Here is a 16,910-nt window from a genome sequence, read left to right as displayed (position 1 = left end):
AAAGCAAGCAACAAGTTATCATAGTGAAGATCTTAAAAATCACATTCTAACTCTTGTTAAGCAAGGTCATTACACGGCCGCTCTTACTCATTTAAATCAAATGCTGTGGCTTGATCCCAATGATTTTACTTTCACTTTCTCAGTTAGAGGCACGGTTTACCGCTTTTTAGGCAAATATGGGTTAGCTCTTGATGATTTTAATCAAGCATTGATGATTGAGCCTGACAATAATTGTGCTTTAATAAATCGAGGCGATGTATATTGCCTGCAAGGTAATTATGAGTTGGCCCTTTCTGATTTCAATCGAATACTTGCAATCAATCCTAATCATATTGTGGCTTTAGTGTCCCGAGGGCTAACTCAATATAGACAATGCAACTATTCAGAAGCTCTCGTTGATTTTACTAAGGCATTGGGGATTCAGATTAGTGATTTTTCTTTAACACTACGAGGCGAGGTTTTCCGACTGCTGGGTCAATATGACTTGGCTTTTGCTGATTTAAATAAAGCAATCGCGATCAGGCCTAACTCTGAGGTTGCCCTAGCAACACGAGGTAGGATTCATGGTTCTTTAGGTAATTACTCTGCAGCTTTTGCTGATTTAGATCAAGCACTGGTAATTAATCCCTATAATGAATATGCTTTATCGTTTCGTGGTGAAATTCGTCGTGAGCTAGGCCTTAATGACTTAGCTTTAATTGATTTAAATAAAGCAATCGAGATCAGACCTACCGCTGAAGTTGCCTTAGCAACACGAGGCAATGTGTACTACTCGCAAGGAAATTATGCGGCAGCGCTTGCTGATTTAAATCAAGCACTATCGATCACGGACAGCCCTAATAAGAGTCACATTTTATCACTTCGAGGTGAGATTTATCGTCTGCAAGGCAACTACAGGGAGGCTCTTGCTGATTTAAATCTAGCATTGACGCTTTATCCACAAAATGTTATTGCCTTGACCTCCCGAGGTGAGTTATATCGCGTAACAGGTGACCTCGAGAAAGCGTGTACTGATTTAAATCAAGTATTAGCGTTTAACCCTAATAATTATTTAGCATTAATAAGTCAAGGCGATATTTATACACAACGAGGTGATTTAAATAATGCATTGAGTGCTTATCAAAATGCAAACCAGGTAAAAAAATCTTCCTCGGGACTACTAAGGGAAGCGAGCATTTTTAATTTAAAAGGCAATACAAGAGAGGCTACTTTAGTTCAATATGAAGCACATACAACTCAACTAAAAGAAAAAAAACGGAATAATGTTCCTTCGTTAAGCGCGTTTTGTAAATGGGCATTCTTTAAACACGAGGCGGCTATCTATGCTCGAGGTGATGTTTTTCGCAGTGAACCAACGGAAACGATTAGAAGTGTTTTACAGAAGCAGCAGATTAATCCAATAAGTATCGCAACTATGAGAGAAAAATTTAATAATAGCGCATTGTTTAACTCGGTTCCTTCGGTATTTACTCAGCTTGACTGCATTGATACGTACACTATTTATTGAAAATAATAGTCTTGAAAAAAACTAAAAAAATTGCTTTGCAGAAATTTTTCTGCTATTGTTTCGCGTCATTTGTATAGAATATGGTGCTTGGCAATTGGGTTCAGGTGGCAATATTCTTAGTTGAACTAATTAAAGAGAGTAGTGTTATGAAGGCAGCAATACATCCAAATTATGAGCTAATTAAAGTTACTTGCAGCTGTGGTAAAGTATTTGAGACCCGTTCTACATTATGCAAAGACTTAAATATTGAAGTATGCTCAGAATGCCATTCTTTTTATACTGGACAGCAAAAAACCGATAAGATCGGTGGTCGCGTGCAGCAATTCAAAGATCGTTATGGTTTGCGTTCTGGTAAAGTAACATCAAAAGAAAAAGTAACATCAAAAGAATAATAATAAGTGTACTATTGATGCAGTTTTATTAATTTATTGAAAAATTATTATTTGATAATAATTTTTCAATAAATTATCTGGGCTATTGGCGATTCAGTTTTTTCTAAATTAGCATTTTCACCTACAACTTCGTCTTGGAATACATAGAAGTTAATCTATTTAGATACTTCAAATTGGTTGTGACTTGAAACATGCTAAACGATTTTTGCCAGACGCTACGAATTTTGTTTTAGTTTTTATAAGAGAGTAAGTACTTTGGATAATGAAGTTTTAAAACAAGCAGCATTGGACTATCATGAGTTTCCTCTTCCAGGTAAGCTCAGCGTGCATCTTACTAAGCCAACTAACTCTCAAACTGATTTATCTTTGGCATATACTCCTGGAGTTGCGGCACCGGTTTTAGCTATAGCTGAAAATTCTGAAAATGCTTATCGTTATACCAGTAAAGGAAATTTAGTCGCTGTAATGACGAATGGAACTGCCGTGCTTGGTCTAGGTGATTTAGGGCCTCTTGCCAGTAAACCTGTTATGGAAGGCAAAGCTGTTTTATTTAAGCGATTTGCTGGTATTGATGTGTTTGATATTGAAATCGATGCGCATGATTCACAGGCTTTTATTGCTTCTGCAAAGAGTATTTCTCCCACTTTTGGTGGAATTAATTTAGAGGATATTAAAGCCCCTGAATGCTTTGAAATTGAGCAAGCGCTGATTGAACAATTAAATATACCTGTGTTTCATGATGATCAACATGGCACTGCAATTGTTGTTGCTGCAGGTTTGTTAAATGCTCTTGAATTACAGAAAAAAACTTTAGCTGATGCAAAAATTGTATGTATTGGCGCTGGTGCTGCAGGTATTGCTTCGATGCGTTTGCTGGTTGCTTTGGGTGCAAATAAGGAAAATATGCTCCTCTTGGATTCTCAGGGGGTCATTCACTCAGGCCGTACGGATCTTAATCCCTATAAATTTGCATTTGCTCGGACAACAGATTGTCGCACTTTGGCTGATGCATTAATAGATGCTGATGTGTTTATTGGTGTGGCAAAACCTGACCTATTAAATGCGAACTTGTTAAATTTAATGGCACCTAATCCCATAATTTTTGCATTATCGAATCCAGATCCTGAAATTAGACCTGAAATAGCTCATCAAGTACGAGATGATCTGATCATTGCTACTGGGCGCAGTGATTATCCTAATCAAGTAAATAATGTACTATGTTTTCCCTACATTTTTCGGGGCGCATTAGATGTCCGTGCTCGATGTATCAATCAATCCATGCAAATTGCGGCAGTTGAAGCAATACGTCAATTAGCACATGCTCCTGTTCCTCAGGTAGTGAAAGATAATTACCCAGGTGTTACCCATTGGGAGTTTGGTCCTAATTATATTATTCCAAAACCTATTGACCCTCGTTTAAAAGAGAGAGTTCCTGCTGCTGTGGCTGACGCTGCAATAGTAAGTGGCGTTAGTCAATTAAAATAAAGGTAATTTCTTAAGTTGTAGTGAAATCTATAGGGTAAAACCTTGTGCCATCAATAGATATCTTAGTGTGTGTTGGAATGACAACAAAGAAATTGAAATAAAAAAGAGTCGTGGAATGCCTTTATTTATTAAGAGTTGTACACGCTTTTGCTTAACCCAATAGTTAAGGAGATGACTTTGCTTTCTGAAAATCGTAAAAATTACACCATAGTTGGATGGTTTATTTGTGCTCTCGGAGCAATTTTCTATAGTTATGAATATTTACTACGGATCGCTCCAAGTGCGATGGAATTTTCCCTACGTGAACACTTTAATTTGTCGGCATCTGGTTTTGGTCATCTCTCATCAATTTATTATTATGCGTATGTGCCAATGCAGTTGCCGGTAGGTTTATTACTGGATCGTTACGGTCCTAGAAGGCTTTTAACATTAGCTTGCTTTATTTGCGTTATTGGTACGTTTCTTTTTACAAGCACAGCAAATTTCTGGATAGCAGCTTCAGGCCGTTTTTTAGTAGGGTTGGGTTCTGCATTTGCATTCGTGGGTGTATTAAAGTTGGCTACGATTTGGTTACCTGAGAACAGACTGGCTATGGTTTCCGGAATGACCGCTGCGTTAGGCGCTATCGGTGCAATGTTAGGCGATAATTTTTTAGAATTTTTTGTTGACAAATTAGGTTGGGTTAAGACACTAAATGTTATAGCAATTTTTGGTATTGTCTTGTTGTTTGCATTGTGGGTAGGCGTTCATGATAAAAAAGGACGTCATAGGCAAAATGGAACTGTTTCCACGTTTAAAAAAGGCTTGGAAGATTTAGCAATCATTGCTCGTAATAATCAGATTTGGATTAATGGGATGTATGGTTGTTTAGTTTACTTACCAACGACTGTTTTCGCTGAATTATGGGGTATTCCTTATTTAAGACATGCTCATGGACTATCTTCTCATGCTGCAGGTTTAGCGAATTCCCTGCTTTTTCTGGGATTTACCATAGGGGCTCCCTTAATGGGGTATATTTCTGACCGTCTGGAACGCAGAAAATTTCCTATGTTCTTAGGTGCTACGGGTGCTGGAGTTTTAATGGCAATTATTTTGTATGCTCCAGGGCTGACTGGGTCCAATATACAAATATTGATGTTTTTATTAGGTCTTTTTTACAGTGCACAAGCTATTGTATTTGCGGTTGGTAGAGAGTTAAGTCCTGGAGAAGCAGCGGGTACTGCTATGGCCCTAACGAATATGATCGTGATGTTAGGTGCTATGCTACTGCAACCTTTGGTCGGTTATTTATTAGATTTTAGCTCAGCTGCTAAGACAGGTACTGCGGTAACAATTGCAAATAATGTTCACAAGTTATACACCGTGAGTGATTATCAATTTTCCTTGGCAATTATACCAATAGGAATTGCTATTGCAGCTGTATTAACCTTCTTTTTAAAAGAAACTTACGCTCACGTAGATAAGTAATATGCAGAGTTTAAGAAAACAAATGATTTTAGGTTCATTCATATGTTTTGTCGGAGCAGTTTTCTACTGTTATGAGTTTATTTTACGCATCATCCCCGGTGTGTTGCAAAGTGAGCTCAGTATTGCCTTGGGACATATTTCAGCAACTACATTTGGTCAGATATCAGCACTTTACTATTTTGCTTATTCGCCAATGCAAATGCCTGTGGGGATTCTTATGGATCGATTTGGTCCTAGAAAGCTCCTAACTTTTGCGTGTATTTGTTGTACTGTAGGTTCATGGATGTTTACCTTAACATCCTCCATTTTTTTAGTGGGGTCCGGTCGTTTTTTAGTGGGGTTTGGTTCATCCTTTGCTTTTGTGGGAGTACTGTCTCTTACTCTACATTGGTTACCAAGACGTTATTTTTCCCTGGTTGCAGGATTAATGACAACTTTAGGAATGTTAGGTCTTGTTTATGGAGAGGTGAAGATAACCGAATGGTCTGAAAGTATAGGCTGGGAACGTGTATTATTGTTCATTTCTCTTGTTGGTTGTGGCCTTAGTGTATTAATGCTATTGATTGTTCGTGATGGCCCCGCCGGTCATCAGCCTAATAAACATCCTTTACCAGAGTTTTTTCATAACGTTTTTAAGGTATTAGCGGCTCCACAGGTGTGGCTAATCGGTTTTGTTGGTGCTTGTTTGTATACCTCGTTGTCTGTATTTGGTGAATTATGGGGCAAAACCTATTTACAACAGGTACATCACTTAACCAAAGTAGAAGCAGCTCAAACAGTATCGGCTGTATTTTTAGGCTGGGCAGTAGGTGCTCCAATCGCCGGTTACTTATCTGATCGCACAGGAAAAAGATTATTGCCGTTGGTTATAGGGGCAATTTTATCTTTAATTTGTATTAGTCTGGTATTGTATTGTCCGAATTTGTCTCATTCCAGTCTGTATGCTTTATTGTTTTTCTACGGCGTGTTTAGTGCTACAGAAATTATTGTATTCATAATGGCTAAAGAATGCAGTGGCACACAGTTATCCAGTACGGTCTTTGCTGCAACCAATATGATTGTCACCCTGGGTGGAGTAATCTTCCAACCTTTAGTTGGTAAATTATTAGATACCTGTGGGTACAGTAGAATTATCGATGGTGAGCATATCTATTCTGTAATAGATTATCAGGTCGCTTTATCCATATTGCCTATTTCATTGCTCTTAGTTACTATTCTTGCTTTCTTTATTAAAGAGAAAGCAGCTCATTAATACTTCAGTAAGCGTTTACTATGAATGCATCTGTTGCTTTACAAACTGGTATTGGAAGATTTCAAAGCTCTAATTAAATATCGCAATTAATTCTCTAACTGGTTGGCGCAAAGCAGTATGACAGTTAATGAAACGCGATACGGAAAAGCTTTTAATTTCTGCTTCTCGATAATAATGTCTCACAAATTCAGTATCATGATTGGATAAAATAACGGGAATACCTTTTGCGGCCGCTGCTTTAGCTAATTCTGCAAGCTCAATTTGGTCTTCTGTGGTAAATGGTTTTTGTGTGTAGGGTAAAAGTCGCGTTTTTTCTGAAACGGGAACATAGGGGGGATCGCAATAAATTACATCACCTCGTTCGGCATATTCAAAAGTTTTCCTAAAGTCATGATGAATGAATTGTGCTGATTGGCTTTTTTCATAAAAGAGTTGCATTTCCTTGCGAGGAAAATAAGGTTTGGTATAAAGCCCAAAAGGAACGTTATAGTACCCTTTTGAATTGTAACGACATAATCCATTATAACCATGACGGTTTAGATAAAGAAAATAGGCGGCTCGTTGTTGTGTATAGAGTGCTTGATTAAAATCAGCGCGTATTCGATAGTATTGTTCCTTGCAATTAAATTCAGAACTGAAATAATTTTGGCAATAATCAATAAATGCATTTCCCTTTTTTTGCAGAATGGTAAATAGACTGATTAAATCCAAATTACTTTCTGCTAAAAGATGGGCTGCATAATTGGTATTCATAAAAATAACAGCAGAACCAGAAAATGGCTCAATTAGGCGCTTACCGGGAGGTAAAAAGGGAATAATCTTATCTAAACAGTTGTATTTACTACCTGCCCATTTAAGGAATGGTCTTATTTTTATCATGAATTATATGATGATGAATCCAAATGCAAGTATTGCTTATTTCTAAGAAAAAAAACAGATTTTTTTACATATGCCCCAAGACTATTGTAGCGATAGCTATTTATCTAATAGCAATCATCTCAAAGTTTTTTGTTCGATCATTTATTCTAGAAATAAGATAAACTTTATTATAAGAAAAACTAATAAGAAAATTTATGGACAATCAATTATGCATGCGATGCTATGTCTCTGGTAAGGTTCAAGGTGTATGGTATCGATCCACCGCAAAAGAACAAGCAAAAAAATTAGGAATAACGGGTTGGGCACGAAATTTACCTGACGGACGAGTAGAGGTTTTTGCTTGTGGTGAGGAGAAGCAATTGGAGATCTTTTACAATTGGTTAAAAAAAGGACCCGAGCTTGCTCTAGTGACGGAGTGTACTTATCATAAGCTCTCTTGGCAGGAATATGAAGGTTTTGATACTTATTAATTGATGCGATAAAAAGATAATTTAACAGTTGTGACTAGTTCTTGTACGAGGATTAATCTACATTGAGATAGATTTATTCAAAAAAATAGTATCATTTCTAGAAGGGAAGGCAGTGGAAGCAAATTTTATTACCATTTTTTTAGGATTTATTGAAGGATTCGGTCTGATTATTTCACCTTGTATTTTACCTGTTTTGCCGGTGTTTGTCGCTGCGTCATTAACAGGTTCAAAAAAACGCTCTTTGGGAATGCTCATTGGATTTAGTTTGTTTTTTGCAGTATTGATATTTTTTTCACGACAATTGGTAAATTATTTAGGGATTAATTTTACAGTAGTGCGTACGATTGGTTATGTCTCTTTGATTTTATTAGGCTTGATGATGTTGTCGAATAATTTAACGGAACAGTTCAACCGCATCACCCAGCGATTAACAGGTTTTGGCGCAGATTTATATGCAAAAAATAATGCTCAAAGAGGTTTTTGCAATGGATTGTTTTTGGGAGGACTAATTGCAGTTATTTGGACTCCTTGTGCAGGACCAATTCTCGCGGCAATCATTGTGCAAACAGTGATACAACGCACTACAGTACTTAGCTTCTTCACCCTTTTTGCTTTTGCTTTAGGCGCAGTCATTCCCATGTTTATTGTTTCATTATATGGCCAAAAAATTATGACTACATTCACGTTCTTTAAAAGACAAGCAGAACTATTTCGTAAATTGTTAGGTGGGATAATTATCACCAGTGTGCTCTATATGATGTATTTTGACAGGGTAGTTGTTTCAACTTACACTGAACAAACTGGAATTAAAACAACCACTTCGTTAATTGGTGGTTTGTGGCATCCTTATCCTGAACCGGAAATAACAGGCATCACCTCTTGGATTAATTCTTCCCCTATAAATTTAAACGATTTAAAAGGCAAGGTTGTCTTAATAGATTTCTGGACTTATTCCTGCATCAACTGTTTACGGAGCTTGCCTTATGTTAAATACTGGTACAACCATTACCACGATAAAGGTTTAGTAGTCATCGGAATACATACACCGGAATTTAATTTTGAAGCTAACCCAGAGAATGTCAGGGCAGCAGTACAACGTGAGGGAATTCTTTACCCAGTAGCGCTTGATAATAATTATCTAACCTGGATTAACTTTAATAATCATTATTGGCCAGCACATTATTTAATTAATAAAAAGGGAGAGGTAGTTTATGAGCATTTTGGCGAAGGTAATTATGAGATAATGGAAAATAATATTCGTTATTTGCTAGGTATTAATAAACTAACGATCTTAAATTCGAAAAAAAGTTCCCCTATTGCTTATTCACAAACACCAGAAACCTATTTGGGTTATGAACGAGCAGATGTCCGTTTAAGTCCTTCTTTCATTGAAAATAAAGCATTTAGATATCATTTTTCATCATTATTACCCGTAAATGCCTGGAGTTTGGAAGGTTTATGGCAGGTAAATGCGGACAGTATTTTAGCTACCGAGGCAAACGCTGTCCTTAAAATACATTTTAAGGCCAAGAAGGTGTTTTTTGTAATGGGAAATAACACAACGAAACCCATTCAAGTTAAAGTACGATTAAATAGTGTTGCAGAAAAAAGTCTTTTAGTAGATAACTATTCAATTTATGAAGCAGTATCGCAAAGACAGTTTTCCAGTGGTTATTTAGAAATTATTGCTACAGAACCAGGGATAAAAATTTATACAGTTACATTTGGAAATTAAAATAATGTCAGTTATGGATAAGAAATCTATTTAATTTACTCCCTCTCGATTTGTAGATCAAGACCTCGAGAGACGGTTAAATCCGCTCCTGAAAAGATAGAGGAAATAACTCAATGTTATGCATAACTAACGTTAAATTAAGGGAGTACCACTATGCCACATATGAAAATTAATGATATTTCTCTGTATTATGAACTACATGGGCAGGGGGAACCCATTGTTTTTATTGGTGGCTTTACTGCAGATCATAACGTTTGGGGTGGAGTAGTTGCTTATTTTAAAGAAAAATATCAGGTTATTTTGTTGGATAATCGCGGTGCCGGCCAAACTGATGTGCCTGATGGCCCATACAGTATAGAACAAATGGCCGATGATGTTGCTGCCTTGTGCTTGAGATTGAACATTAACAATGCTCATTTTGTGGGAAGCTCAATGGGTGGCTACATCGTACAGTCCTTATCAGTTCGTTATAGCGACTTGGTTAAATCAATCATTATATGTAACTCTGGTGCAGTAATGCATACCACTTTCCGCCTCTATATTGAGGCACAACTCGAGATGCGAAAAGCCAAGTTACCTGAGGGAGTATTGATTAAAGCAGAATGCAGTTGGGCTTTCTCATTTCAATTTATTTCACAACCCGGAATGCTTGAATTATTAATTCAAATGGGTCTAAAAAACCCTTATCCCTTCACTGATAAAGGATATGAGGGACAATATGCGGCGCTTCTTAAGTTTGATTCAAGTCCTTGGTTGCAACAAATCAAAGTGCCAACTTTAGTATTAGCTGGGGATCAAGATTTGATATTTAGTGAGTTTTTAGTAAAGCAGCTTGCGAATCAAATTAAGGACGCAAAGTATTACTGTTTTTCTAAATGCGGTCATTTACCGCAAATAGAATATCCGGAACAATTTGCTCGCGTAGTTATTCATTTCTTAGAGTTAGCTAAGCCATAATTTTCAAAAAAATTTAACTAAGCTAATGAAAATATTTTTTTGCTTTGCAATAGACCTCATCTTGGACTAAATTTATGTTCGACTAATAAAATTTGTTTATTAGTATAAATAGGATGAGGAGAATAAAAATGAATAAGGATATTTTTGAAGGAAAATGGGAAGAAGTGAAAGGAAAAATGAAACAGCTTTGGGGTAAATTAACGGATGATGATCTCAAGAAAATTGAAGGAAATCAACAAGAAATTTTTGGAAAACTTCAAAAACATTATGGTTACTCTGAGGATGAGGCTAAAAAAGTAGTCAAAGAGTTTCAGCATAAAAATCATCATTAAAAATAACAGTACCTTGAATTTATTTTTATATGACAATGATGAGGATTGTTTTATTATCAATGCTGATAAGGAACATTTTAAAAATGCCTGTGGCTTTGACAAAGATCATTGGCCTAATTTTGCGTCAGCAGAATTATCACTTCCATGCATGATTTTTATAATTTTTAAAATCAATCTGGACAATTATGGAGACAATCATGAAAATATTATCAGGATTATTATTCAGTAGCTTCATTGGTATTTCATCAATTACATTTGCAGCAGGAGGCACTTCATTAAGTTCTGATTGGGTGTGTACCACTAATGCGAGTTCCAGTGATTTTGATGCCGATAAGGCTGCAGATAAACAAATGTCTGAGAATGCTAAATCTATTGCTGAGGCATTTAGCTTTGCGGCGCAAAACTGCCGTGATTGCACTAAAATCACTTGCACTATTAAATAATTGTAAAAATAGAGCATCTCAAATTAAAATAGGGATGCTCTATTTTTAAAGTTAAATTTCTATTTACCATTCCTACCAATATAACCTTATCCCGTCATAATATAAAATTTTATAAAAGGTCTAAACTTATAAATAACCCAATAGAATTCTTGAATTAGTTATTTAATTCATTTGAAGAATTACGGTTTTATACCTAAGCTGAAATAGCTTTCTACAAATTTCATCACAAGAATCAAAGGATTGAGAATGAGAATGAATATTTTAAAAGTACAAGCATTAAAAGGTCCTAATTATTGGTCCAATTATAGAAAAAAGTTGATCGTGATGAAGCTTGATCTTGGTATTTATGAGGAATTACCTACTAATCTTTTAGGAAATTTTAATCAACGATTGATGGAGTATCTTCCTAGTTTGTACAGTCATCGTTGTTCAGAGGGCATCGAAGGTGGGCTTAAAATAAGACTTGAAGAGGGTACATGGCTAGGACATGTTATTGAACATGTTGCTCTAGAGTTACAATGTCTGGCAGGTATGGATTGTGGTTTTGGTAGAACATATGGAGCTCATGAACATGGAGTATACCATGTATTATTTGCCTATCTAATAGAGAATGCAGGTTTGTATGCCGGAAAAGCTGCAGTGAATTTTATAAATGCGTTGGCTGAGGGTAAAGATTATTCTTTAAATGACGATATAGCGCACTTAAAAGAAATATATAAAAAGGAGCGTTTTGGTCCAAGTACGCAGGCTATTATTGATGAAGCAAAAAGAAGAAAAATTCCTTATGCTTGTTCACTAAACAATGTATTAATTACTTTAGGATATGGTCACAACCAAAAAAAAGTTTGGACTGCAGTTTCTTCTAAAACAAGCTCGATAGGAGTTGATATTGCTGCTGATAAAGAGCTGACGAAACAAATACTTGCTGCTAATTTCATACCAACACCTAAGGGTTTAGCTATCCAAACTAAAGAAGAGTTAAAAGAAGCCCTTACCCATTTAGCGTATCCACTGGTTATTAAGCCACTGAATGGAAATCATGGGGAGGGGGTAACTGCGAATATTACTAATTCACAAAAAGCACTTTTTGGTTTTAAGGTTGCGCAAAAAATATCAAAAAAATTAATCATCGAGCGTTTTATAACTGGAAATGACTATCGTTTTTTAGTAATAAATTATAAGGTTGTCGCTGTAGCAAAACGAACTCCAGCAATGGTTATTGGCAATGGAGAGTCCTCAATTGAGGAACTCATTAAATTAGTTAATCAACATCCTAATCGTGGTGAAGAGCATGAAAATGTTTTAACTAGGATTACTATTGATGAATCTACATTTTCTATATTAAGACAAAATAATTTGAATTTAGCTAGTGTGTTGCCTGAAGGACAAATTTTGTTGTTGAAAGAAACTGCGAATTTAAGTGCCGGAGGAACAGCGGAGGATGTTACTGATGAAGTACATCCATTTAACCTATTTCTTGCTGAGCGTACAGCGCGACTAATTAATTTAGACATTTGTGGTATTGATGTGATTGCTAAAGATATTCGTCTCCCCATCAGTGAAAATCACGGTGCTATTATTGAAGTAAATGCTGGGCCAGGTTTAAGGATGCATTTAGCGCCAAATCAAGGTAAACCAAGAAATGTGGCTGCTCCGATATTAGATATGCTTTACCCTTCAAGTGTTTCCTCAAGAATTCCAATAATTGCAGTGACTGGAACTAATGGCAAAACAAGTGTCGTGCGTTTGATTGCTCATATGGCCCAGGAGGTAAATTATACCACGGGCTACACTACTACTGAGGGTATTTATATTAATAATGAAATAATTTATAGCGGGGATTGTAGTGGGCCATGCAGTGCAGAAGTAGTATTACACTCCCCAGAAGTAGAGTTTGCGGTATTAGAATGTGCTCGCGGGGGTATTCTTCGTGCAGGGTTAGGCTTTGATGAATCTGATATTAGTATTATTACTAATATTACCGCAGATCATTTAGGTATAGACGATATTCATACAATTGAGGATATGGCTGAGGTGAAAGCGGTTGTTGCTCATAGTACGAAAAAAACTGGATATGCTATTTTAAATGCAGATGATAATTTAACTTATAATTTGAAGCACGAGTTGCAGTGTAAGATCGCTTTATTTAGCATGTTTGAGAGTCCGAGAATAAGAAAACATTGTAATTCAGGAGGATTAGCAGCTTATATTGACCAAGGATATATTGTAATTCAGAAAGGTGTTGAACGAACTAATTTAACTAAAATAAAGGATGTTCCTATCAGTTTTCAAGGAACAGCAACATGCATGATACTTAATATACTACCTGCAGTACTAGCGGCAGTGGTCAGTCATTTTTCATTAGATAAAATAAAGGAAGCATTACATATTTTTTATCCTACTCCGGAGAGTCTTCCGGGAAGAATGAATCTTTTTAAATTTCCACAATGTAATATCATGATTGACTATGCGCACAATGAAGGGGCATTTTGTGAGATAAAAAATTATCTGGAAACAATTCACTGTGACACCAAAATAGGAATTGTTGGAATTGCAGGTGATCGACGGGATGAAGACATAGAAAAATTAGGATTTTACTCTGCATCTATGTTTGATGAAATTATTATACGTCATGATAAAGATGGTCGAGGCCGAAGTAATAATGAGATAACCCATCATTTTTGTGTCGGTATTGATCGTTCACAATTAAAACCTATGGTTAATGTTATTTCCGATGAGATTGATGCCATTGAACACGTCTTAGATAGAGTTCATTCAAATACCTTTGTATTTTGTGCTGTTGAAGATGTATTTGGTGTGACGAATCTGCTTAAGCAAAAAGAAAAATTAGTTCGCATGAACGAGGTTTACAATGATGCCCAAAGCTAAGTTACTCATTATTGGCGGAGCTGAAGATAAAGGGAGCGAATTACCTGATTATGTAGAACAAGATGAAGAATTTACCCGTTACGAAATTTTAAGTGAATTATTACCTCCTTCAAATAAGAAGATAGAAATTATTACTACAGGTTCGGAAATACAAAGTGAGGTGAAAAAAGTTTATCAACAAGTTTTTAATAATATGGGATATAACAATATAGGATTTCTTCCTATTAAAAAAAGAAGTGAGGCACGCAATTTAGAGTATTTAAAAAGAGCGGAAAACGCTGGGGCTATTTTTTTTACAGGTGGGGATCAATTTCGTTTATCTACAATTTTAGGTGGGACCCCTATTGTTAATATCATCAAAGAACGATATCAAAAAGACAATGAATTTATTATAGCTGGAACCAGCGCTGGAGCTATGGTTATGTCTTCGGTAATGATCATGGGTGGAGGCCTCTCAGAGGCGTTAAAATATCGAAATTTGTTAACCTGTTCTGGGTTAGGCATTTTGCAATCATGCATCATTGATACTCATTTTATTAAAAGAGGACGTTTTAGTCGTCTGGCACATGCGATTATTATGAATCCAGAGCAGTTAGGCATTGGTTTAGGTGAAGATACTGCCTTAGTCATTAGAAATGGTTCCGATGCAGAATGTCATGGCTCTGGTATGGTAGTAATCATTGACGGGCGCTATATTGATCAAACCAATATTACTGAAGTTGAAGAAGGAGAGGCTGTTTTCGTAGAGGATTTACGAGTTCATCTTTTGGTAAAAGGGTGTCAATTTTCAATTTCCAAGCGAGCTCTTGCTAATCCTGCGATCCCGATAAAAAATAAGTAATTTCTCAATAAGTTGGATAGTACCTACAGTTCAGTTAGCAAAGGTAGTGAGCAATAATCCGACATGTTCAATAGAATGAAGATAAGTAATCTAATGTTTAATGGAAGATGAGCATGAAAAAAATTGCTATTGCGGTACATGGTGGTGCTAGTGAGGACAGTTCTTTTTTGCAACAAAATCAAAAAGAATGTGAGCATGGTTTAACCAAGGCTATTGATATAGGTTATGCGGTTCTGGAGAAAGGGGGTTCTGCTCTAGACTCCGTCCAAGAGGCGATTAAAAGCCTTGAGGACAATTATTTATTTAATGCAGGGAAAGGATCTGCCTTAAATTGTCGTGGTGAGGTCGAAATGGATGCCTCAATTATGAACGGCAACAATTTGCAGGCCGGCGCTGTGTCTATGGTACGTAATGTTAAAAACCCAATTATGTTGGCTCGGTTTGTAATGGAAAAAACAAACCATGTTTTTCTTTCAGGTTATGGCGCCTTGGAGATTGCCCAAAAATATGGTGTTTCTGTTGAGCCTGAATCTTATTTTATTACTCAGCATCAATTTGAAGAATACCAACGCTTGAATAAAATCGAAACAATTGATGAAATTCAAAATAAAAAAATAAAAGGAACCGTGGGGGCGGTGGCTTTGGATTGTAAAGGAAATCTTGCTGCAGGAACCTCAACTGGTGGTCTAAGCAATTGTCTTCCAGGTCGAATTGGAGACAGTTGTGTTATTGGTGCTGGATGTTATGCTAATAATAATACCTGCGCTGTATCAGGAACTGGGGAGGGGGAATATTTAATTAGGGAGGTAGTTGCTCATACAATTTCTATGCTGCTCGAAACGAATATGAGTTTACAAGATGCTTGTGATTACGTTATTCATGAGCGAAATAAAGTTTTACAAGGAGAAATGGGTGTTATTTCTTTAAATAAAGAAGGCAATTTTGGCATCTCCTTTAACACAGAAATCATGAAAAGAGCATGGAAAAGTTCATCTCAAAAAGCTCGGGTTAAAATTTATAAATAATTTCAAGATTATAGAATTAAAATTGGAGATACACTAAAAGGTTAGGGTCAACAGATCCTAGTTTAAACTTTTAGAGTAAAAATAATACAAATAAGTATAAGTTAAGCTAAAATTTACAGATGGATTACTAAATGAAACGGTAATAACTTGTTTCATAAGTACTCATTAAGGAGAATGGCATGAAATCTGAATACAATAAACTTCCTTATAATCTTAATGAAATTAAAAAACAAGCAGGAAAATCTCTGGATCAAGGAGCCGTAACCGAGGATTACACTCTTAATCTTGAAGAAGCTTGCGCTCATTTAAATGCTGCATTAGCTACTGAGATTATGTGTGTCTTGCGTTATCGTCATCATCAAGTTATTGCTAAAGGAATTGATCGTCCTCAAGTTGTGGCTGAGTTCGCAGAGCATGCTGCTGATGAAGAGCGTCACATGATGATGATTGCTGAACGTATTAATCAATTAGGTGGTAATCCTGATTTTAATCCAAATACTGTACACGCAAGGACTGCTACTGATTATGGAACAGGCACTGATTTATTAAAATTGATTAAAGATGATCTAATTGCGGAACGGATTGCAATTATGGTTTATCGCGAGTTAATTCAGTGGTTTGGTGCCAGTGATCCTACCACAAGAAGAATGCTTGAAGATATTTTAAAAGATGAAGAGGATCATGCTGATGATTTATCGGATCTACTGATTCTGTAAAAATAACATATTCAGCGTAATTATCTTTTGTCTTTTATGAGTATATAATATTGGTTTATAAGGGTTGTAATTTTGGAGTCGCAGTGTCCTAAAGGAAACTAGCCTTCGCTAAACCTGTAGAGCTAATCTCTTTTCAAGATATTAAGCGTGATCCCATGCATGCGCATCGAATGTTTTAAGAGCACCTTTCTAATTTTGTGAATTTAGCTCCTTTTCCAGCCGTAGTATCTCACCTTTTAGAGGCTCTAAATAAATATGCGACATATATGAAGCATCCCGTTTTGCAAGCTAATTTTGATGAATAGGTTTTTTAAGTTGCAGTCCTATATACAGCGTCTAAGCTAAGCTTGCGCTCGGATGTAAATCCGCACTCTTTTTCCTCATCAGAAAGAGAGGAAGAAAGAACATCTTGGAACTCTTTTGTCGATGGATGAACTCATGGAGTTAATTGAATAAATGAACTAAGGGTGCGATATTTGCGGGGTTATTCTTCGGTAGCATAAGGCGAGACGTTTACGGG

15 protein-coding genes are annotated in these 16,910 nt (G+C 36.3%); 14 read left to right on the top strand and 1 reads right to left on the bottom strand.

The features are described 5' to 3' along the window. The 5 genes from WA877_RS09135 to WA877_RS09115 form a co-directional block, all read left to right on the top strand. Positions 1-1,507, top strand: a 1,507-nt coding sequence (locus WA877_RS09135) for a tetratricopeptide repeat protein (protein WP_425170608.1), incomplete at its 5' end; no start/stop codon positions are given. A 146-nt stretch (positions 1,508-1,653) separates the two neighbouring features. Next, a complete protein-coding gene (gene rpmE, locus WA877_RS09130) occupies positions 1,654-1,899 on the top strand; it encodes a 50S ribosomal protein L31 (RefSeq protein WP_425170607.1) in 246 nt (81 codons plus the stop codon). Positions 1,900-2,154: 255 nt separating this feature from the next. Then, positions 2,155-3,384: a malic enzyme-like NAD(P)-binding protein gene (locus WA877_RS09125; protein WP_425170606.1), complete on the top strand. Its 1,230-nt coding sequence runs from the start codon at positions 2,155-2,157 to the stop codon at positions 3,382-3,384. Positions 3,385-3,561: 177 nt separating this feature from the next. Next, a complete protein-coding gene (locus WA877_RS09120; RefSeq protein WP_425170605.1) occupies positions 3,562-4,851 on the top strand; it encodes an MFS transporter in 1,290 nt (429 codons plus the stop codon). Position 4,852: 1 nt separating this feature from the next. After that, positions 4,853-6,103: an MFS transporter gene (locus WA877_RS09115; protein WP_425170604.1), complete on the top strand. Its 1,251-nt coding sequence runs from the start codon at positions 4,853-4,855 to the stop codon at positions 6,101-6,103. A 69-nt stretch (positions 6,104-6,172) separates the two neighbouring features. Here the strand turns inward: WA877_RS09115 and WA877_RS09110 are convergent, their stop codons facing one another. Next, positions 6,173-6,982, bottom strand: a complete 810-nt coding sequence (locus WA877_RS09110; protein ID WP_425170603.1) for a Dam family site-specific DNA-(adenine-N6)-methyltransferase — start codon at positions 6,980-6,982, stop codon at positions 6,173-6,175. A 194-nt stretch (positions 6,983-7,176) separates the two neighbouring features. Here WA877_RS09110 and WA877_RS09105 point away from each other — a divergent pair, with 194 nt between their 5' ends. The 9 genes from WA877_RS09105 (at position 7,177) to WA877_RS09065 (ending at position 16,390) form a co-directional block, all read left to right on the top strand. Then, positions 7,177-7,452, top strand: a complete 276-nt coding sequence (locus WA877_RS09105) for an acylphosphatase (protein ID WP_425170602.1) — start codon at positions 7,177-7,179, stop codon at positions 7,450-7,452. Between the two features lie 112 nt (positions 7,453-7,564). Continuing rightward, entirely contained in the window at positions 7,565-9,187 is a 1,623-nt protein-coding gene (locus WA877_RS09100) for a cytochrome c biogenesis protein DipZ (RefSeq protein WP_425170601.1), read from the top strand. 153 nt (positions 9,188-9,340) lie between these two features. Continuing rightward, positions 9,341-10,144, top strand: a complete 804-nt coding sequence (locus WA877_RS09095) for an alpha/beta fold hydrolase (protein WP_425170600.1) — start codon at positions 9,341-9,343, stop codon at positions 10,142-10,144. Between the two features lie 128 nt (positions 10,145-10,272). Next, positions 10,273-10,476, top strand: coding sequence for a CsbD family protein (locus WA877_RS09090; RefSeq protein WP_425170599.1), 204 nt, complete (start codon positions 10,273-10,275; stop codon positions 10,474-10,476). A gap of 197 nt (positions 10,477-10,673) precedes the next feature. Continuing rightward, positions 10,674-10,919 carry a hypothetical protein gene (locus WA877_RS09085; RefSeq protein ID WP_425170598.1) on the top strand — a complete coding sequence of 82 codons (246 nt, stop codon included), beginning with the start codon at positions 10,674-10,676 and terminating at the stop codon, positions 10,917-10,919. Positions 10,920-11,165: 246 nt separating this feature from the next. Continuing rightward, a complete protein-coding gene (cphA, locus tag WA877_RS09080) occupies positions 11,166-13,808 on the top strand; it encodes a cyanophycin synthetase (protein ID WP_425170597.1) in 2,643 nt (880 codons plus the stop codon). Then, positions 13,792-14,649, top strand: a complete 858-nt coding sequence (locus tag WA877_RS09075) for a cyanophycinase (protein ID WP_425170596.1) — start codon at positions 13,792-13,794, stop codon at positions 14,647-14,649. Before cphA ends, WA877_RS09075 begins: the two co-directional genes overlap by 17 nt. A 113-nt stretch (positions 14,650-14,762) precedes the next feature. Continuing rightward, positions 14,763-15,674 (top strand): isoaspartyl peptidase/L-asparaginase family protein, encoded by a 912-nt coding sequence (locus tag WA877_RS09070; protein WP_425170595.1) that lies wholly within the window; start codon positions 14,763-14,765, stop codon positions 15,672-15,674. 179 nt (positions 15,675-15,853) lie between these two features. Continuing rightward, positions 15,854-16,390 (top strand): ferritin-like domain-containing protein, encoded by a 537-nt coding sequence (locus tag WA877_RS09065; RefSeq protein ID WP_425170594.1) that lies wholly within the window; start codon positions 15,854-15,856, stop codon positions 16,388-16,390. Positions 16,391-16,910 lie beyond the last annotated feature (520 nt).

The organism is Legionella sp., assembly GCF_049790535.1.
Classification (GTDB): Bacteria; Pseudomonadota; Gammaproteobacteria; order Legionellales; family Legionellaceae; genus Legionella.
The sequence above is the reverse complement of the archived record's forward strand: the minus strand, read 5'-3'. Positions and strand labels throughout refer to the sequence as shown.